Source organism: Collinsella aerofaciens (genome assembly GCF_028206795.1).
Lineage (GTDB): Bacteria > Actinomycetota > Coriobacteriia > Coriobacteriales > Coriobacteriaceae > Collinsella > Collinsella aerofaciens_AX.
Genome location: NZ_JAQLFJ010000007.1, coordinates 48126 through 67624 on the forward strand (window position 1 = coordinate 48126; position 19499 = coordinate 67624).

The 19499-nt window shown below is 60.6% G+C and carries 13 protein-coding genes, 1 tRNA gene and 1 other RNA gene; 10 read left to right on the forward strand and 5 right to left on the reverse strand.

Annotation, left to right across the window (positions count from 1 at the left end; genetic code table 11):
• Positions 1–91 precede the first annotated feature (91 nt).
• Complete coding sequence (cysE, locus tag PMX70_RS06080; RefSeq protein WP_195521049.1) at positions 92–796, reverse strand: serine O-acetyltransferase; 705 nt, start codon at positions 794–796, stop codon at positions 92–94.
• 223 nt (positions 797–1019) lie between these two features.
• Here cysE and PMX70_RS06085 point away from each other — a divergent pair, with 223 nt between their 5' ends.
• Entirely contained in the window at positions 1020–1658 is a 639-nt protein-coding gene (locus tag PMX70_RS06085) for a DedA family protein (RefSeq protein WP_138113555.1), read from the forward strand.
• Positions 1659–1956: 298 nt separating this feature from the next.
• Positions 1957–3009 carry a branched-chain amino acid aminotransferase gene (locus tag PMX70_RS06090; protein WP_035138743.1) on the forward strand — a complete coding sequence of 351 codons (1053 nt, stop codon included), beginning with the start codon at positions 1957–1959 and terminating at the stop codon, positions 3007–3009.
• Between the two features lie 479 nt (positions 3010–3488).
• Here PMX70_RS06090 and PMX70_RS06095 read toward each other — a convergent pair whose 3' ends face one another.
• On the reverse strand, positions 3489–4040 hold the full coding sequence (locus PMX70_RS06095) for a LemA family protein (RefSeq protein ID WP_171021549.1): 552 nt from the start codon (positions 4038–4040) through the stop codon (positions 3489–3491).
• A gap of 211 nt (positions 4041–4251) precedes the next feature.
• Here PMX70_RS06095 and PMX70_RS06100 point away from each other — a divergent pair, with 211 nt between their 5' ends.
• Positions 4252–4836, forward strand: a complete 585-nt coding sequence (locus PMX70_RS06100) for a TetR/AcrR family transcriptional regulator (protein ID WP_158549345.1) — start codon at positions 4252–4254, stop codon at positions 4834–4836.
• Between the two features lie 3 nt (positions 4837–4839).
• On the opposite strand, the gene PMX70_RS06105 is transcribed toward PMX70_RS06100, so the two are convergent.
• Positions 4840–4929 (reverse strand) — tRNA-Ser (locus PMX70_RS06105).
• Between the two features lie 51 nt (positions 4930–4980).
• On the opposite strand from PMX70_RS06105, the gene tadA reads away from it, so the two are divergent.
• Together tadA and ffs are read left to right on the forward strand one after the other, a co-directional pair.
• Positions 4981–6762: a tRNA adenosine(34) deaminase TadA gene (gene tadA, locus PMX70_RS06110; RefSeq protein WP_271743154.1), complete on the forward strand. Its 1782-nt coding sequence runs from the start codon at positions 4981–4983 to the stop codon at positions 6760–6762.
• Between the two features lie 454 nt (positions 6763–7216).
• An RNA gene (ffs, locus tag PMX70_RS06115) (signal recognition particle sRNA small type) lies at positions 7217–7312 on the forward strand.
• A gap of 350 nt (positions 7313–7662) precedes the next feature.
• On the opposite strand, the gene PMX70_RS06120 is transcribed toward ffs, so the two are convergent.
• A complete protein-coding gene (locus PMX70_RS06120; protein ID WP_271743155.1) occupies positions 7663–8730 on the reverse strand; it encodes an LPXTG cell wall anchor domain-containing protein in 1068 nt (355 codons plus the stop codon).
• Positions 8731–8941: 211 nt separating this feature from the next.
• Between PMX70_RS06120 and PMX70_RS06125 the strand changes: the two genes are divergently transcribed.
• From PMX70_RS06125 to bilS, 3 genes are all read left to right on the forward strand, one after another.
• Entirely contained in the window at positions 8942–10807 is a 1866-nt protein-coding gene (locus PMX70_RS06125; RefSeq protein ID WP_271743156.1) for an ABC transporter ATP-binding protein, read from the forward strand.
• Positions 10808–12667, forward strand: a complete 1860-nt coding sequence (locus PMX70_RS06130) for an ABC transporter ATP-binding protein (RefSeq protein ID WP_271737127.1) — start codon at positions 10808–10810, stop codon at positions 12665–12667.
• 111 nt (positions 12668–12778) lie between these two features.
• Complete coding sequence (bilS, locus tag PMX70_RS06135) at positions 12779–13330, forward strand: flavodoxin family protein BilS (protein WP_215674484.1); 552 nt, start codon at positions 12779–12781, stop codon at positions 13328–13330.
• Positions 13331–13890: 560 nt separating this feature from the next.
• Here bilS and PMX70_RS06140 read toward each other — a convergent pair.
• On the reverse strand, positions 13891–16191 hold the full coding sequence (locus PMX70_RS06140) for an LTA synthase family protein (protein WP_271743157.1): 2301 nt from the start codon (positions 16189–16191) through the stop codon (positions 13891–13893).
• A 213-nt stretch (positions 16192–16404) separates the two neighbouring features.
• Between PMX70_RS06140 and PMX70_RS06145 the strand changes: the two genes are divergently transcribed.
• Positions 16405–17253 (forward strand): nitroreductase family protein, encoded by an 849-nt coding sequence (locus PMX70_RS06145; RefSeq protein ID WP_271743158.1) that lies wholly within the window; start codon positions 16405–16407, stop codon positions 17251–17253.
• Between the two features lie 159 nt (positions 17254–17412).
• Positions 17413–19440, forward strand: a complete 2028-nt coding sequence (locus tag PMX70_RS06150) for a KUP/HAK/KT family potassium transporter (protein WP_035138754.1) — start codon at positions 17413–17415, stop codon at positions 19438–19440.
• The last annotated feature ends 59 nt before the right edge of the window (positions 19441–19499 follow it).

Sequence of the window (19499 nt, forward strand, 5' to 3'; positions counted from 1 at the left end):
CTTTGCCACATCACAAATAAGGCGCGCCGGGGATGAATTCCCTGGCGCGCCTTTGCGTTGATGCCGATGTCGTTTTGTGCCGCTTGCGTTCCTAGCGTTCGTCCACGAGCTTGGCGACGAGGGCCTTGAGCTCGGCCACCTCTCGCTCGAGTTCCTTGACGCGGCGGGCATTCTCGGTGATGCCCTGGCGGTTGAGGGCGGACTGCTCGGCGGCGTCATCGGGCATGTACTCGCGATGCTGCTTGGCGTCGAAACTCTCCTCGAACACACGGCAGCCGTTGCGCTTGATGATGCGTCCCGGCACGCCCACGACGGTGCAGTTGTCGGGGACGTCCTTAACGACGACCGAGTTGCCGCCGATCTTGACGTTGTTGCCGATGCGGATGTTGCCGAGCACCTTGGCGCCCGTGCCCACCGTGACATTGTTGCCCAGGGTGGGGTGACGCTTGCCGGTCTCGTTGCCGGTGCCGCCGAGCGTGACGCCCTGGTAGAGCACACAGTTGTCGCCCACAACGGTGGTCTCGCCGATGACGACGCCCATGGCGTGGTCGATAAAGAAGTGCTTGCCAATCTGCGCGGCAGGGTGAATCTCGACGCCGGTGATGTGGCGGGTGATTTGCGAGAGCACGCGGGCGAGCGAGCGATGACCGTGCTCCCACAGCCAGTGCTCGGGCACGTGGTTCCACTTGGCGTGCAGGCCAGGATAGGAAAGAAAGATGACCAGACCGTTTTGCGCGGCGGGGTCCTGCGCCTGGACGGTCTTGATGTCCTCGCGAATGGTATTGATAAAGCTCACCGGCCGCCCTCCCTTAGCGCCATGGCAATGCGATTCAATAAAGTATAGCGATTCGCTAGGGATTAAAAAGGACAATCTTGGCGGCTTTGCGCTACAAGTGTCAGTTATGCAAACTTGCTGGTAATGGAGTCATGCTTTTGTGGGGTTGCGCACGAGGGGGCACCGCAACCGTATACTGGTCAACTTGGACGTATCCGCGCCCACAACTGAGAGGTTTTACTTCATGGGTTTCATCAATTTTATTGCCGAGCTGCTTAAGGACCCGCGCACCGCGATCGCCAGCTGGATCGCCGCCGGCCCGCTTATGGCCTACGGCTGCGTGTTCCTGATCATCTTTATCGAGACGGGCGTGGTGTTCTTCCCGTTCCTTCCCGGTGATTCGCTGCTGTTCGCCTCGGGTTTCTTTGCCCACAACGGCGGCTTTAACATCGTGGCGCTTCTGGCCACCGCATGGGCCGCTGCCATTTTGGGCGATCAGTGCAACTTTATGATCGGTCACTTCTTTGGCCGCAAGATCATCGCTTCGGGCAAGGTCAAGGCCATGACGCCCGAGCGCATCAAAAAGTCTGAGGACTTCTTGGACAAGTGGGGTCACCTGGCCATCTTCCTGGGTCGCTTCTTCCCGTTTATCCGCACCTTTGTGCCCTTTATCGCTGGCATGGGCGGCATGCACTGGCGCAACTTTGTCGTCTTTAACGTGCTGGGCGGCATTACCTGGTCGACGGTCTTTACGCTGCTGGGCTACTTCTTTGGCGGCATTCCCTTTGTGCAGGAGCACTTTGAGCTGCTGATTATCGGCATCGTTGCCGTGTCGATCATCCCGACCGTGGTCGGTCTGGTTAAGGCCAAGCTGGGTAAATAGAACGCCTAGCTCGAGCCAGCGCGCAGACCGTACAGTTGAGGCCCGTCACCGCTTACGGTGGCGGGCCTCTTTAGTTTCGGTCAAATGAAATTACTTTAGTTAGTTAAAGAAAAACGTTTTATCCGACGCGCGTGCGGAGTACAATCTCGTGCATGCGAATCGACGTGCCATCGGCTTTGATGCTGTTCGCGTGTCCCGTCCGGCTCTACGCTCCGGGCGTGCGACGTTGCGACGCGGCCGGCCTCGGTCCTTGCGTGCGGGTTCGCGAGTTTGCAACTGTGTATGTAAGGAGCGACATATGACTGTCGAGAAGAAGGATATCGATTGGGGTAGCCTCGGCTTTGGCTACATGAAGACCGATTACAGCTACGAGGCCCATTGGAAGGACGGCGAGTGGGACGAGGGCGGCCTGACCACCGACCACACCCTGCATGTCTCCGAGTGCGGCGGCATCTTCCATTACTGCCAGGAGGTCTTTGAGGGCCTGAAGGCCTACACCGCCGAGGACGGCAGCATCGTCTGCTTCCGTCCCGACATGAACGCCGAGCGCATGTATAACTCTGCGCAGCGCCTCGAGATGCCCCCGTTCCCCAAGGACAAGTTCGTTGAGGCCGTCAAGCAGGTCGTTTCTGCCAACGCCGCCTGGGTTCCGCCCTTCGGTTCCGGCGCGACCCTGTACGTGCGTCCGTTTATGATCGGCTCCGGTGACGTGATCGGCGTGGCTCCCGCTCCTGAGTACACGTTCCGCATCCTCGTGACCCCGGTCGGTCCGTACTTTAAGGGTGGCCTCAAGCCCGTCAAGCTGCGCGTTTCCGAGTATGACCGCGCGGCCCCGCACGGCACCGGCAACATCAAGGCCGGCCTGAACTACGCCATGTCCCTCAAGCCCACGATGGAGGCCCATCGCGAGGGCTATGCCGAGAACCTGTATCTCGACTCCGAGTCCCGCACCTATGTCGAGGAGACCGGCGGCGCCAACGTCCTGTTCGTGAAGGAGGACGGTACGCTCGTCGTTCCGCAGTCGCACACCGACTCCATCCTGCCTTCCATCACCCGTCGTTCGCTCGTTCAGGTTGCTCAGGACCTGGGTATGACCGTCGATCAGCGCCCCGTCGAGTGGGCCGAGGTCAAGGCCGGTACCTTTGTCGAGTGCGGCCTGTGCGGCACCGCTGCCGTCATCTCCCCGGTTGGCGAGATCGACAACAAGGTTTACGGCGCCGACGAGACCGTGACCTTCCCGGCTGGCTACACCGAGATCGGCCCTGTGATGAAGAAGCTCCGCGAGACCCTGACTGGCATCCAGTCCGGTGCTGTCGAGGACAAGCACAACTGGGTTTACACCGTCGCGTAAGCTGTCTTAGCTGTCCGGCCCGAGGGCGACCTTCCTTTCCGGCGCGTCCTCGGACATGAAAGAACCTCCGCTGCGCACTTTGTGCGGCGGAGGTTCTTTCGTCCTGCGGAGTGCGCCGGAAAGGAAGGTCGCCCTTTTGTTTTGCTTCGCGCCATGTGGGGGCGGTGGCGACGTGCATTTTTGCGAGTATTCTGCAATCGAAGGCCCCTGCATACCGACCTCGGGCAAAAAATCGGGATTTCTCGATGTTTTCTACGGATGATGGGCGGGGTTATGGGCTGACAGCGTTTGATTTGCAGGGATATTCGCGGTCTTTGGCATTTATCGTGGCGCCCGAAGCTCTTGGTTATGTTGAATACTCCTAAAAATGCACGGCGCTTAGAGGGGGACCTTCGCGAAAAAGGAAACCGCCCCGTCGAAGTATGCATTCGACGGGGCGGTTTATGCATTTGGCCGATTAAGGATGCGCTGCCAAACTACTAGAACTTGACGGTCGGGGCCTGGCGGGCTGCTTCGGCGGCCTCGAAGCCCTGGCGCTCCTTAAACTGGAAGATGCCGGCAAAGATGACAGCCGGGAACGTTTGAATGGCGTTGTTGTAGCTGAGCACGCAGTCGTTGTAGCTCTGGCGTGCATAGCTAATCTTGTTCTCGGTATCCTCGAGCGATGCCTGCAGCTGCGTAAAGTTGGTGTTTGCCTTAAGATCGGGATAGGCCTCGGCTACGGCGAAGAGCTGGCGCAGCGCACCGGTCAGCACGTTGTCGGCTTCCATCTTGGCTTCGGGCGTGGTGGCCTTGACGGCGGTGTTACGCGCGCTGATCACGGCGGAGAGCGTCTCCTGCTCGTGCTTGGCGTAGCCCTTGACGGTCTCGACCAGGTTGGGGATCAGGTCGTTGCGACGCTGCAGCTGCGTATCGATGTTCTGCCAGGCGTTATCGATGCGGTTACGCTTGGTGACCATGTTGTTGTAGATGCCGGCGATGGCGCAGGCAATCACAATGACAACAACGATGCCGATGATGACGGGAAGCATGATGTCTCCGTTTCGAATGGCCGCGGCGGCATGCGCCAGCTGCCGTTGGTATAACGCTACTAGTATACCCGCAACGTTTTGTCGTGCCGAACTTTCCGGTAAGCGTTGTGTTTTCGTCGGGGTCGGCACCGGGGCAAAGCGCGCGGGGTACAGGTGTAAGATATGCGACAGATTGGCGAGTGTTGTCTTTGCCCTGAGGATGGCGATACCAGTGGACCTTCGCATCAAGAAAACCTACCGCGCCCTGTTCGATGCCTTTACCGAGCTTCTCGAGGAGCATCGTTTTGAGGACCTGACGGTTGCCATGCTGTGCGACCGCGCCATGATTCGCCGCACGACGTTCTACAAGCACTTTCGCGACAAGAACGATTACTTTGCCTTTTATATCGATGAGCTCATGTCGGGCTTGCCGCAAAAACAGCCCGATGAGGCCGGCGCGGTATCTGCCGAGGACGTGCGCGCGCTTCGGCACGCGATTTTGGACGATGCCATGGATTTGATTCTGGCGCACGAGCAGCTCATGGATAACATTTTGGCAAGCAGCATGTCGGGCATGTTGACCAACGTTATTTGCGACCGCATTGCCCGCTCCATCCGCGAGCGCGTGATGAACGTGCTTGCCGAGGATGCCCTGGCCCCCGTGTCACTTGAGACGACGTCTGAGTTTGTCGCCGGCGGTATTATTCGACTTTTCACGATATGGTGGGAGTCGGGTCACGATCTTGAGCGTCGACCTGAGATAGCCGACGTGGTCGATGCACTGTTTGAGCGGACCATGACACCGGTGCATCACTAGAAGTGGCGGAGAGAGGGGGATTCGAACCCCCGGAACGCTCTCGCGCTCAACGGTTTTCAAGACCGCCGCATTCAACCGCTCTGCCATCTCTCCGTGAGTCGTAATGATAGCATCGTTTTGAATTTGCAACAGGGAAGGCGAACGATGACGATCACCGAAATCGACGAGAAGTTCATGCGCGAGGCGCTGGCCGAGGCGCGAGCCGCCGCGGAGGTGGGCGAGGTGCCCATCGGAGCCGTAGTGGTGCGCGACGGCGAGATTGTCGCGCGGGCGCATAATCGTCGCGAGCTCGATCAGGATCCTTCGGCTCATGCCGAGTTTGCGGCCCTGTGCGCCGCTGCCCAGGCGCTTGGCCGCTGGCGCCTTTCCGACTGTACGGTCTATGTGACGTTGGAACCCTGCTGCATGTGCGCGGGCCTTATGGTCAACGCGCGCGTGGGGCGCTGCGTCTATGGCGCGGCTGATGCCAAGGCGGGCGCGCTGGGATCCCTATACGATTTGAATGCCGACTCGCGCCTGAATCATCGGTTTAACGTGACGGCTGGGGTCCTGGCGGATGAATGTCGCGAGCTGCTGAGTAACTATTTTGGCGGTCTGCGCGGAGCGGGCGGCGCTGATTGCGGTTGTGGGGCCGATCTTGAAGCACACGCCGCTCACGCCGCAGCGCTTGCAGGTGCCGGTGAGGATGCTGACACGGCGGTTGACTTTGGTCCTGCGTGCCGCCGGCCCCGCCGTGTGCTGCTGGCGATCGACTCCTTTAAGGGCAGCGTTTCGAGTGCGCAGGCGGAGGCGGCGGTTGCCGAAGGCGTGCGCCGTGTGTGGTCCGATGCCGAGGTGCGCGCATTGCCGCTGGCAGATGGTGGCGAGGGAACGCTCGATGCCGTTGCTGCGTGCGGCGGTGAGATTGTGACCTGCGAGGTGGCAGGCCCCTTGGGCGACCGCGTGTCTGCCCGGATGCTGGTGGACGGCGAGCGCGACTCGGCTGTAATTGAGATGGCCGAGGCGGCGGGTATTGGGTATTCACCCTGCACGGAATCGGCGGCGCTCGCGGCTTCGACCTATGGCGTGGGCGAGCTGATGCTCCGTGCGGTTCGCGCCGGGGCAAAGACTATCTATATTGGTCTGGGCGGCAGTGCCACCAACGACGGTGGCGCCGGCATGCTGCAGGCGCTGGGCGCGCGTGTGGTCGATGATCAGGGATGCGATGTCGCCCCCGGTCTTGCCGGCCTTGAGCAGGTGGCGAGCGTTGATTTGGCGCCAGCTCTGCAGGCTTTGGATGATGCTCGTATCGTTGTGCTTTCCGATGTCGAGAATCCGCTCGTGGGGCGTCGAGGCGCACTGGCGGTGTTTGGCGGGCAGAAGGGCCTGCCGGCGGATGATGTCGAGGTGCTGTGCAGATACGACGGCTGGATGGTCGGCTACGGTCGCTTGCTCGATACGGCGATTGCCGGAGCTCGAGCCCAGGGTTTGTTGCGCACACCCGAGGGCGCACGGACATTTGGCTCGGTGCTCGGTGTGCCCGGCGCGGGCGCTGCCGGTGGCTTGGGCGCGGCGTTGCTGGCGCTCAGTGCGGAGCTGCGCTCGGGTGTAGAGACGGTGCTCGATCTCGTGGAGTTTGACGAGCGCGTGCGCGATGTCGACCTGGTCATAACGGGCGAGGGCAATATGGACGAGCAGTCCGCTGCTGGAAAGGCGCCGGTGGGTGTGGCCCGTCGTGCGAAGCGATATGGCAAGCCGGTGGTCGCCGTCGTGGGCGGTCGCGCCGTCAACCTGGACACGGTGTATGAGCAGGGTATTGACTTGGTTTTGCCGATTTGCCGCAAGCCCATGCCCCTCGACCAGGCGCTCGGTGTGCAAGAAGCCACAACCAACCTCATCTGCGCCGGCGAGTCTGCCGCGCGAGCCTACGACCTCGCCCGCCTCTAAAACCCATCTCTCTTTAAGTTGCGGTGAAATACGGAGCGTTTTTGCCTTTAAGGTGCCAATTCAGTCCGTATTCCACCGCAACTTCGAGAATGTCCATTCGAGGTTGGCTGCCTTGTGCCTTGGGTCGGACCGCCTGCCACGAAACGTGGCCATCTACTACGTTAAACCGGCCACTCTCGACCATCCCGGAATTTACAAAAACAAAACCGCAGGTAGAAAGCTTGCCGATTTTCGAAAAAGTCGGCTATGGTCGACCCCTGTGGCCTAAACGTAGTAGATGGGCCCTTTCTGTGGTGCGGCACCAAGCCGGTCATTTTGGGATGGGACTATTTTGACTACTCATTGGCTGCTCTGGCAATCGGGCTGCAAAAGTAGTCAAAAAAGCTCCGTCCCAAATTAGCTACCTTGCTCTGGCGGGCGGGAGCAGGTAAGATATACCGAGCGCCTAGCGCGTTCGATGGGTTCGGATGACGACATGTTCCGAATCTGGTCAGGTCCGGAAGGAAGCAGCCATAAGGAGCCTCTGTCGGGCATCCGAATCCATCGAGCGCACGGGCGCTTTTTGGTGCCGCGACACGGCCCGGCCGGCGGCGAGGTATTTGGTGTCTCGCTGGTCCTCGGCTTCGCCTGCGGGATCGCTCGACTACCAAACACCTCGCCGCCGGCCGGGCCCCGTCGTCCAAAAATCACCCGTAAAGGCGCGTTTATCTAATTTAATCTATCCCTTGCGGAATGCGGCTTGCTGGCGTTGTCTGGGCATTGATGGCTACGTGGTTCAAGAGGCGGCGGTGCTGTTGCTTGAATTTTTGCAGTTAAAGAGGCCCGTTTCCCTAGGTTGGGGAAACGGGCCTCTTTTTGTCTCTGGGCTTGTGGATTGGTGAAGGCAGAATGCTCTGTCGGCTATTTTGAGTTCTTGATGCGGCGTGTGGCTGTGGCGGTTATTCCGAGTCCCATGGCGGCGATTCCTGCGAGTGCTATTGCGCTCGGTGCTGTGTCGCCCGTGTTCGCGAGCTTGCCGGCGGTCGTATTTGCTTGCTTGCCGCTGCTCGAGTTCGCCTGCTTGGTGGAGCTTGGTAGGGCGTCTTTGCCGGTTGCAGGTGAGGCAACGGGCGGTGTCGCCTCGGCGGGTTGCGTTGAGCCGGAGGGAGGCGTCGTCTCGGTCGGTTTCGTTATCTCGGGCGAGGTGGCCTTGTCTGCCGCGGCTTTCGCCTCTTCGTATGCCTTGCAGGCGTCGTCATAGGCCGCTTGCGCCTTTTCCAAATTGTCGAGGAGCGCATCTCGCCAGGCTGTGAACCGGTCGATATCGGCTTTATATTTCTCTACAGCACGTTCACAGTCATTAACTCGTCTTTCCTCTCTTCTGAGGCGGTACTGGAACTCGCGGAGCTCCGTTTCGCAATAGTTTACGTGCGTTTTTGCCGATATGATCTCATTGTGCAACTGCTTTATTTGCTGTTTAGTAGTTTCGACAAACTCCTCGTAGCCGAGTGCTTCGAGTGTCTTAAGCATCTCATGTTTCTTCTCTAATTCTGCCTGGAGCTCGCTTACCCGGTTGATGGCCCCGTCGTATTTGGCTTGGGCAGCATCGATGTCCGCTTGCATGGTGGGAAGGAGTTCCCTCCCTTCGGCGGCTTGCGCCGCCATCTTTTCGCGGTACTCTTGAAAACGGGTAATGTCATCATTGAATCTCGCAATTTTCTCGGGACTTGCGGCGTTTTTTGCGGCCTCGAGGTTTTTGAGCGCTTCCTGCATGGCTGCATACGCTTTTTCTTTTGCGGCGGCCGCGTCTTCTGTCTGCGGGGCGCCCGAATTGCCGTTGGCGGCGCTCGTCTGCGAAACGGCCGCACCGGTGGGGGCGCTGGTTTCTGCAGCGATCGCCGTTACGGGGGCGATTCCCGCGACAAGTGCCGCGGAAAGGGCGATGCCCACAGTTGCTCGTCTTGCTCTTCTTGCGAGAATGTCGTTCATCTCGGCACCTCATTTCAAGGGTCGGCGACTAACTTGGTAGCACTAATGCAAGTATACCAAGTGGTCGACCCGACACTGGCTGGGTGCGCGCCTCTCCGCTTCTTTGGAAACCGAATCCCATTAGAAATGACGAGTTGTTTACGCTTCTTTTGGGGTGGCGGTACTATCATGGTTCGAATTGAATGTGAATGATGATAGGGAGCGCCTATACATGATTGAGCTGCTCAGGCGTTTTGGTGGTAAGTTTCGCCGGTATATGGTGATTGGCCCTGCGTGTAAGCTGATCGAAGTGATCTTTGACCTGCTGACGCCGCTGGTGATTGCCCAGATGATCGATAAGGGTATTGGCGCACACGATGTCAACGCCGTTATCCACTACGGCATGGTACTTGGCGCCATGGCTGTGATCGGCATCTCGTTTACGCTCGTCTGCCAAAAGATGGCGGCGCTCACCTCGCAGGGCATGGGCACCGATATCCGCGGTGCGCTCTACCAGCACATCAACGAGTTGAGCTATGCCGAACTCGACCGCTTTGGCACGCCGTCGCTCATCACGCGCATTACCAACGACGTTAACCAGGTCCAGCTCGCTGTGGCGCTGGGCGTGCGCATGCTCATCCGCTGGCCCTTTCTAGCGGTGGGCTCCATGTGCGCGGCCCTTGCCATCGACCTTAAGCTCGGCATGATCTTCTTGATCTGCACGCCCGCTATCGGCCTGGTGTTTTGGTTTGTCATGGCGCGCTGTATCCCGTATTACAGGCAGCTGCAGGCAAAGCTCGACCGCATCGCGCTTATCTGCCGCGAGGGGCTTTCGGGCGCCCGCGTTGTTCGCGCCTTTGTGCGTGAGGACCACGAGCGCGAGCGTTTTGCCCAAGCCGCCGATGACCAGGCCAATACTGCCATCGCGGTGGGCAAGCTCTCGTCGATCCTTAATCCCGTCACGTTTCTTGTGATGAACCTGGGCGTGTGCGCCATCCTGTGGGTGGGCGGCATCCAGGTCAACGTGGGCGAGCTCACGCAGGGTCAGGTCATGGCGTTTGTGAACTACATGACGCAGACGCTCACCTCCATCGTGTACGTCGCCAACCTGGTCGTGGTCTTTACCAAGGCGAGCGCCAGCGCGTCGCGTATCAACGAGGTGCTCAATTGCGTGCCGAGCATCGCTGACGAGGGCAACCAGCCGGTCGCGCTGCCTGAGCCGAGCGACCTGACGGGTGGCGCTGTTCCGGTCCCTGCGCTGAGCTTTGACCATGCGAGCTTCTCGTTTGGCGCCGGCGCGGCAAATGCCGTGAGCGATGTGACTCTGGAGCTGCCGGTGGGCAAAACCTTCGGCATTATCGGCGGCACGGGCAGCGGTAAGTCGACCCTCGTTTCGCTTATCCCGCGCCTGTACGATGCGGGCGTGGGCAGCGTGTACGTGATGGGCTCCGACGTGCGCGCCTGGCAGCTCGACCAGCTGCGCCACGTGGTCGCGACCGTTCCGCAGCGTGCGTCGCTGGTGAGCGGCACTATCCGCAGCAACCTGACCTGGCGTGACGAGTCGGCGACCGACGAGGAGCTCTGGGCAGCGCTCGATATGGCGCAAGCGAGCGAGTTCGTGCACAACAAGCCCCAGGGCCTCGACGCCCCGGTCGAGGCGGGCGGTAAGAACTTTAGCGGTGGCCAACGCCAGCGCCTGACCATCGCGCGCGCCCTGGTGGGCTCGCCTCAGATATTGATCATGGACGATTCTGCCTCGGCGCTCGACTTTAAGACCGACGCGGCGCTTCGCCATGCCGTCCGCGAGCGCAGTGTGCGCGGTGCCGCCGAGGGCGGGCTGCCGCTCACGACCGTCATCGTGAGCCAACGTGTCTCGACCGTTCGCGATGCCGACATGATCTGCGTACTCGACCACGGCTCGGTTGCGGGCCTGGGCGCGCACGATGAGCTCTACACGACCTGCCAGCTCTACCGCGAGATTTGCCAGTCGCAGCTTCGCCGCGAGGAGCTCGAGGGTCAGCAGGGGAGTACGGCGCCCGCGCCCGCCCCAGGCGCCCCGACCGTCCCCACATCCGTCTGCGCAAAGGAGGGCTGCTAAATGAATCCGTACACTTCCTCCGGTTCGGTCGCCACGATGACGGCCAACGTGTCCGGCAACGATAGCCTCAACGACCTGGGAGACGGTCCGCGCCAGCCCGGCGATCCCGAGCGCTATCCCGTGGGTGCGGTGACCCGCCGCCTGCTGGGCTATGTTCGCCCGCACCGCGTCTCGTTTGTGGCATCGTTTTTGAGTGCCGCTGTCTCGGTGATTCTGCAGCTCTACACGCCCATTCTCATTGGTGAGGGCATTGACCTGATCGTTGCTGCGGGCCAGGTGGACTTCGATGCGCTGCTGCCGCTCGTTACCAAACTCGCACTCGTCGTGGTGGGAGCGGCGTCCTTCCAGTGGCTGCAGGGCTACTGCGTCAACCGCCTGTCCTACGAGACGGTGCGTGACATGCGCGTGGAGGCGAGCGATAAGCTCAGCCGTATGCCGCTCAGCTTTATCGACAGCCATGCCCACGGCGACCTTATGAGCCGCGTGGTCAACGACGTCGATCAGGTGGGCGACGGTCTGCTGCAGGGCTTTACCCAGCTCTTTACCGGTGTTATCACCATCGTTGGCACGCTCGCGTTTATGCTCTCCATCAACCTGACCATGACGCTCGTAGTGGTGCTCGTCACGCCGCTCTCCATCTTTGCGGCCAGCGCCATCGCCAAACTCTCCAACAAGAGCTTTACGGCGCAGCAGCGTATTCAGGGTCAGCTTGGCGGCCATATCGAGGAGTACGTGGGCGAGCAGAAGCTTGTCGACGCCTTTGCCTATGGCTCGAACGCTCAGCAACGCTTCGATGCCCTCAATGCCGAGCTCTACACCGCGGGCGAGCGCGCGCAGTTTATGGGTTCGCTCTCCAACCCCGGCACGCGCTTTATCAACAACATCATCTATGCCGTGGTCGCCGTGATCGGCTGCGTGGGCGTGATCACGGGCGTGCCTGCGGCGCTTACGGTGGGCGGCGTTCAAATCTTTCTGTCTTATGCCAACCAATACACCAAGCCGTTCAACGAGGTCACCAACGTCATTACGCAGATCCAGACCGCGTACGCCTCGGCGCGCCGCATGTTTGCGCTGCTCGATGCGCGCGAGCAGGAGCCCGACGCGGAGGATGCCGTGGAACTTGCCGTCCCGCAGGGCGAGGTGACCTTTGAGCATGTGGACTTTAGCTACGTGCCCGACCGCAAACTGCTGCAGGATATCTGCATCGAGGCTAAGCCCGGCATGCGCTTTGCCCTGGTCGGCCCCACGGGCTGCGGCAAGACGACGCTCATCAATTTGCTACTGCGTTTTTACGATATCGATGCCGGTCGCATTGCGGTCGATGGCCGTTCCTCGCGTGACTACACGCGCGCAAGCCTGCGCCGCGCCTTTGGCATGGTGCTGCAGGATACGTGGCTGTTCGAGGGCACGGTGGCGGAAAATATCGCCTATGGTTGTCCCGATGCCACGCGCGAACAGGTTGTCGAGGCGGCCAAGCGCGCGCACGCGCACAAGTTTATCGTGCAGCTGCCAGGCGGCTACGATACGGTGATCGGCGAGGACGGCGGCACGTTTAGCCAGGGTCAAAAGCAGCTGCTGTGCATCGCGCGCGTCATGCTCACCGACCCGGCGATTCTGCTGCTGGACGAGGCGACGTCGAGCATCGATACCCGCACCGAGCTGCAGGTGCAGGCGGCATTCGACGAGCTCATGGCCGGCCGTACGAGCTTTGTGGTGGCGCATCGCCTGAGCACGATTCGCAACGCCGACTGCATCCTGGTGATGCGCGACGGCCAGATTATCGAGCGCGGTACACACGACAAGCTGCTAGCGACAGGCGGCTTCTACGCCGAACTCTACCGCAGCCAGTTTGCCCAGTAGGGGCCACCGATTGGCGGCAGATGGTTTACATCTGCGTCGTTAGTACTAAGATATTCATCTAATAAATTGCATTAGTGGCTTTAGTTTTGGGGGAAACGAGGCAACGTGACTATGACGTGCTCTTTGGTGGTTAACAGCAAGAGCGGTAATACTAGGATGGTTTCGGGCGCGATCAAGCGCGCTCTGCAGGCTGCGGGTGTTGAGTTTGTCCATGCCGCGGCGTTGAGCGACGATGCGGATGCAGATCAGGTTGCGCTCGAGGCGCAGGGCGCCTGCACGGCCGACACGGTGCTCGTCGGTTTTTGGTGCGACAAGGGCGCGTGCACGCCTTCGGTCGCGGCGTTGCTCTCCGCCTTGCACGGCAAGCGCGTCTTCCTGTTTGGCACCTGCGGTTTTGGCGCCGACCAGAGCTATTACCAGCAGATTATTGATCGCGTGACTTCCAATTTGGCTGGGGATGCCGAGCTTGCGGGCTGGGCGATGTGCCAGGGCAAGATGGGCCCCGCGGTCAAGCAGCGCTACGAGGCCATGCTCGAGCAAGATCCCGACAACGCTCGCTATAAGATGCTGCTCGACAACTGGGTTGCCGCGAAGGACCATCCCACCAAGGAAGACCTGGACAACATGGCCGCAGCCGCCAAGAAGGCCGTTTTGGGCGAGTAGACCGTCGCTCGCGGTGCCGCGCGTTCAATCGTACAAACGTGAAAGCCTCGAGATTCTCGAGGCTTTTTTCTTGACACTTGTGGACGCAACCGTGGCAAGCGTTTGGGGTGACATTTTCCATCACCTCGATGACGAGGCCGTTCTGGACAACACGCTCGCATACGTTCGCTGGATGTATTCAGAGTGGGAAGGGCTTTCCTGATGGATGGGGTTTCGGAAAGTGCGTCCCAGAATTTGCCTTTGGAATGGGATGGAGTTTCCCAACGGGGCCGTAAGCGGAAACTGCATCCCGCTCCGGACGTGAATTCTGGGACACGGTTTCCGGATGCAAAAAGGCCACATGACGTGGCCTTCAACTTATATATGTCCAGCAGATGTCCCCATGACAAGCCGCGTTTCAACACCGAGGCGTCTGCCCGGCGACGCGGAATGTAAGGTTCATCGCGAGTTCCGCACGCAAAGGGGGCCACTTAATGTGGCCTCCGTCTTGCGCAGGACTGTCCGAGCAGGGAACCTTGCATACCTCCACCCGGACAGACGTTTCAGTTATGAGTGACCCGCTACTTGATCTTGGTCGTACCCGGTGCCAGGTTGGGGTCGGTCTCGTTGGCCTCGGTCTGGAAGTGCTCGGTGTACACGTTCTTGCCGTCGCGGAACATCTCGTAGTACTGCATCTTGGCGTAATCCTCGCGCGCCTTGGTGGCGGCTGCGGCCGCGGCGTCGTCACCGGTGACGTTGGAGGAGAGCGCCCAACGCAGGCTGGCGTCCTCGTAGCCGACGGAGTTGATGGCGGGCAGCGACTCGCGCAGCGTCATGTGCGCTTTCTGGTAGTCGGTCAGCGGTGCGCCGATCAGCTGCATGAGCTGCGTGGACAGGTAGTTGGTGGACAGGTCGTCGACCTCGCTCGTCTGGTCGCAGCCGGCAACGTCGTAGTTGGCCCAGATGATGTAGTCGGTCTGCCACAAGCGCTCCTGGTGAGTGGCGTCGTCCTCGTCGGTAAACCACTTGTCGTTGAACTTGGACGGGAAGAACGGCTGATGGTCGCCCCAGAACACCACGACCACCTTGCGATCGAGCTTGCTCAAGGCATTGAGGAAGTAGCGCAGCGCCTGGTCGGACTGCTCGATGCACGAGACGTACTCGTCGACATCGGACAGCGTGCCGTCCTCGATGGTCTTGGCGTCCAGATCGGTCGTGTCGATGTTGAGGTGCATCTGCTTATCTGCCGGCAGCAGGCCCGTATCGTAGCCCGAGTGGTTCTGCATGGTCACGTCGAAGATAAACTGCGGATCGGCGTTCTGGTCGAGTAGCTCAAGAATCTTGTCGTAGGTCGCCTGGTCGGTCACCATGTCGCGCAGGGTGTCGGCTCCCTGGAAGTCGTTGATGGACAGGAACTGGTCAAAGCCAAAGTCCTTGTAGACGTTCTCGCGGTTCCAGTTGGTTGCGTGGTTGGGGTGCATGGCCGTGGTGGTGTAGCCGAGCGACTTGAACTGCTCTGCCAGGTTCCCGGTCGTTTCCATGTTGTAGATGGTGTAGGGGTACACGCCCGAGCCCAGGTTGGCCATGGAGTTGCCGGTCATAAACTCAAACTCGGTATTGGCGGTGCCGCCGCCGTAGGCGCTCACGTAGAGCTTGCCGCGGCTGAGGCAGTTGGACAGACTCTTAAAGTACTGCGGGCCCTCGTAGCCGGCGCGCATGTTCTGATAGATCGACAGGTCCGAGAAGGTCTCGTTCATGATGGCGATGACCGTGGGCTTCTCGCTGTCGAATTGGTCCTTTGCGGCGGCGCGCTCGTCACTCTTGGCGGCCTCGGACTTGTCGTAGGCCTTGGCGTACTTTTTGAGCGTGGCCTTGGCATCGTCGACGGAGTAGTCGGCGGGTTTGGGCGGCTTGATGGACTGCGCTGCGCTAATGAAAGCGGGCAGGTAGCCCTCGCGCCAGTAGCTCTCGAGCGGGCGCCAGGTGTAGACGGTGATGCCGAGGGTGTTGTAGTAGTCGATGAGCGTGACGTGCGCGGTCACACCGCCCAGGCACAGCACGGCGACGAGCAGGTTGGTGAGCAGGATGCGCTTGGCGTTGGCGGCACCCTTCTGACGGTGCGGCGCCACCAGGCCGGCGTACTCGCATAGCAGCATGGCGATGGCGGTAAAGCCCATGGACAGCACGCAGAACAGCGAGAGCGAGAAGGTGTAGCCGTTGCCGGCGACCGCGGCGGCGGTGGAAATGGCCGAAAGGTCGCCCGGCTGGATGGGCATGGATTTAAACGTGATGACGAAGAACTCGGCAATGCCCAGGACAAAGAGGGCAAAGGCCAGGACCGCGGGAGCTGCACCGTGGCGCTGGAACAAGAAGAACAAGCCGATCATAAGTGCGGTGATGATGGCCCACTCGAGCAGGATGCACAGGGGGTAGACCCAGGTAAAGTCGTGGTTGGACGAGACCTCCATGCCCAACAGCGCAAAGATGCCGGCGACCAGCAGGCACAGCACGGCGGCGACGAGCGGTTTGCCCACGAAGGCGCCGCGCAGGCGGGCGAGCTTGCCGGTGGGGGCAGGGGCGTCGGGCGCGGCGAACGCAAAGACGCGCGGGGCGATGCGGTCGCGGGCGATGCTGGCCCAAGCGCAGCCGGTGAGGATGGCGTTGGTCAGGATGAGCATCACAAAGGCGAGCGGCTCGTTTTGCGCGACGAGGCCAATAGCGCCCCAGACGGTCAAAAAGAGCTGGAACAGGCCAAAGGCGACACTCCAGGCGAAGGCGCCTTTGGTGACGGTGCCCGACTGAGCGCGAATGGCCTTGGCCTCGCGCAAAACAAGGTAGACGGTCGCCGCAAGACCGACGAGCGAGATGGCGGCAGCGAACATGCTGAGACTCCTCACAAACTAAAACCTACGAAAGCGGGGGTTTACCCGATTGTTACCTAAATATGCGCTGCATTTGCGGGCTGCGCACAACAACCAGCCATATTAACGCGCATATGCGGTGGTGTGGCGCAATGTGGTGGCGACCTGCGCGATAATGGACGGGAATTACACGGAAACGTAAAGGCTTCTTAAAGAATTAGCGAGGATGAGGCGATGAACGAGCAGGTTTGCACCAAGGCTGTGGATGCGTGTGGCTATCCGGTCGAGACGACGGGCAATGCGGTGCTGGACACGTTGGAGCACCGTTCCTCCACGCGTGCTTTCGCGCGCGATGACAGCGACCGTCCCGTAGCGGTGACCGACGAGCAGCGGGCGGCGATCTTGCATGCGGCGAGCCGCGCACCGTCGGCGGGCGCCATGATGATGTATTCCATCGTGAGCATTCGCGAGCAGGCTACGCTGGACCGTCTGGCCGACCTGTGCGACCACCAGCCTATGATCGCCAAGGCGCCCTGGGCACTAATATTTGTGGTCGACTATGCCAAGTGGATCGATCTGTTTGAGCACGTGGGCTGCTTTGAGCCCGAGTTTGTCGAGCGCACGGGCAAGTCGCCCCGCCGCGCACCGGGTCTGGGCGACTTTGCCATCGCGGCGCAGGATGCCGTGATCGCTGCGCAAAACGCCGTGGTTGCCGCCGAGGCCCTGGGCCTGGGGAGCTGCTACATTGGCGACATCGTGGAGAACGCCGAGGAAGTTGCCGAGCTGCTCGATCTGCCGCCCTATACCATGCCGCTGTCGATGCTCATCATCGGTACGCCCCGTAAGGAGCGTCCGGCGATCGCGCACCCCGTGGTGAACCTGGTGCACGAGGAGCGCTACTGCCGTGCGGATGCCGCGACTATGGATGCGCAGGTGGCCGAGATGGATGCGATGTTTCGCCCGCATGCCCGCGAGGTGGGCGAGCGCGTGGTGGATATCTACACCCGCAAACACACCAGTCCCTTTATGGCCGAGATGAGCCGCTCCATGGAGTGGTGGTTCAAAAACTGGCTCGGAAAATGACGGATGTGACAAAGGGACAGTCCCTTTGTCACATTCCATATCGCCGCGGTGGCCTAAAGGCCGTATAAATGTTTATCTAGCTGGGAAAACAGTGCCATTCAAACATAGGACGATTACCTATAATTCCTTCGAACATTAAAGTTGGGAGGAAACCGGCTTATGGAACAAAAGGCCAAGGAGGCAGCCTCGCACGCTGCGATTCCTGTGAGCATCTCGGCGATGCTCGTCACGCTGGGCGTGGTGTATGGCGATATCGGCACCAGCCCCATGTATGTAACCAAGGCGCTCGTCGCCGGCAACGGCGGCATCGGAAGCGTCACGGAGGAGTTCGTGCTCGGCGCGCTCTCCCTTGTCGTGTGGACGGTCACGCTGCTGACCACCATCAAGTATGTGCTCATCTCGCTGCGCGCCGATAACCATGGTGAGGGCGGCATTTTTGCCCTGTACAGCCTGGTCAAGCGCTGCGGAAAGTGGCTTATTATCCCTGCCATGCTGGGCGGCGCCGCGCTGCTCGCCGATGGCATCCTGACGCCGGCCGTTACCGTTACCACGGCCATCGAGGGCCTGCGCACCATCCCGGCGGTCCATGCCGTGCTGGGCGATGACCAGGGCCGCGTCGTCGCCATTACGCTCGCCATCATCATCGTGCTCTTCCTGGTACAGCGCATCGGTACGGCCAAGATCGGTCACGCCTTTGGCCCCATCATGACGCTGTGGTTCCTGTTCCTGGGCGGCACGGGTCTGTTCTTTGTCTTCCAGCACCCCGCCGTGCTGCTGTGCCTCAACCCGGTGCGCGGCATCGCCTTTTTGCTGAGCCCCAACAACCACGCGGGCATCATGATTCTGGGCAGTTGCTTCCTCGCCACCACCGGTGCCGAGGCGCTCTACTCCGACATGGGCCACGTCGGCCGCGGCAACATCTACGCTACCTGGCCGTTCGTTAAGTGCTGCCTGCTGCTTTCCTATATGGGCCAGGGCGCTTGGCTTATGAACAACGCTGCCAACCCCGAGCTCATGGGCATTGCCGACCTCAACCCGTTCTACCAGATGCTCGCCCCGGGCCTGCGCCCGTTTGCCGTCGGCCTTTCCACCGTCGCGGCCATCATTGCCTCGCAGGCGCTCATCACCGGCGCATTCTCGCTGGTGTCCGAGGCCAGCCGTCTGGACCTCATGCCGCACATGCAGGTCTTCTACCCTGCCGAGACCAAGGGCCAGCTTTATATTCCCATGGTCAACAACGTCATGCTTGTCGGCTGCGTCATCGTGGTGCTGCTGTTCCAGAACTCGGCGCATATGGAAGCCGCGTACGGCCTTGCCATTACGCTGACTATGATGTGCACCACGCTTCTGCTCTTCTTCTACCTGCACGAGGAGCGCAAGCTCAAGGTTGCTCCGTGGATCTTCGCGGCCTTCTTCCTTTTGCTCGAGGGCTTTTTCTTTGTGAGCTCGCTCACCAAGTTCTTCCACGGCGGCTATTTCACCATTCTGATGGCCGCGCTCATCATGGGCATTATGGTGTGCTGGTACAACGGCACGGCGGTCGAGCAGCGCCAGTTTACGCTGCTGCCGCTGCGCAGCTACCTGCCGCAGCTCAAGCGCCTGCGCGACGACGACCGTTACGAGCGCATGAGCGACAACGTCGTGTACCTGACCAAGGACACCCATACCGACTACATCGACCGCGATATCGTCTATTCGATCTTGGACAAGCATCCCAAGCGTGCCCGCGCCTGGTGGTTTGTGAATGTCGAGACCATGGACGAACCGCACACCTTTGCCTATTCGGTCGAGACGTTCGGCACCGACTACGTGTTCCGCGTGCATCTGTACCTGGGCTACAAGATCAACCAGCGCGTCAATGCCTACCTGCGTCAGGTTGTTCAGGACCTGGCTGCCACCGGCGAGCTGCCGCCGCAGACGCATGACTACTCGGTCTACAAGGATCCGGGTAACATCGGCACTTTCAAGTTCGTCCTGATCCGTAAGCTTCTGGCGCCCGAAAGCGATGTGGAGCCCAGCGAGCGTACGGCCATCACGCTCAAGTACATCATCCGCCGCGCCGCCGGCACGCCTGCACGCTGGTATGGCCTGGAGAACTCCAACGTGAGCTTTGAGTACGTGCCGCTGTTCACCAAGTTCAAGGCTGTGAATAAGATGCAGCGCCTGGCCCCCAACGAGCGGCCGTAGACGTCGGCGGCTACACGGAGTTAGTTTTTGATGGATAAGCATGAGGCCGGGGAGGTAAA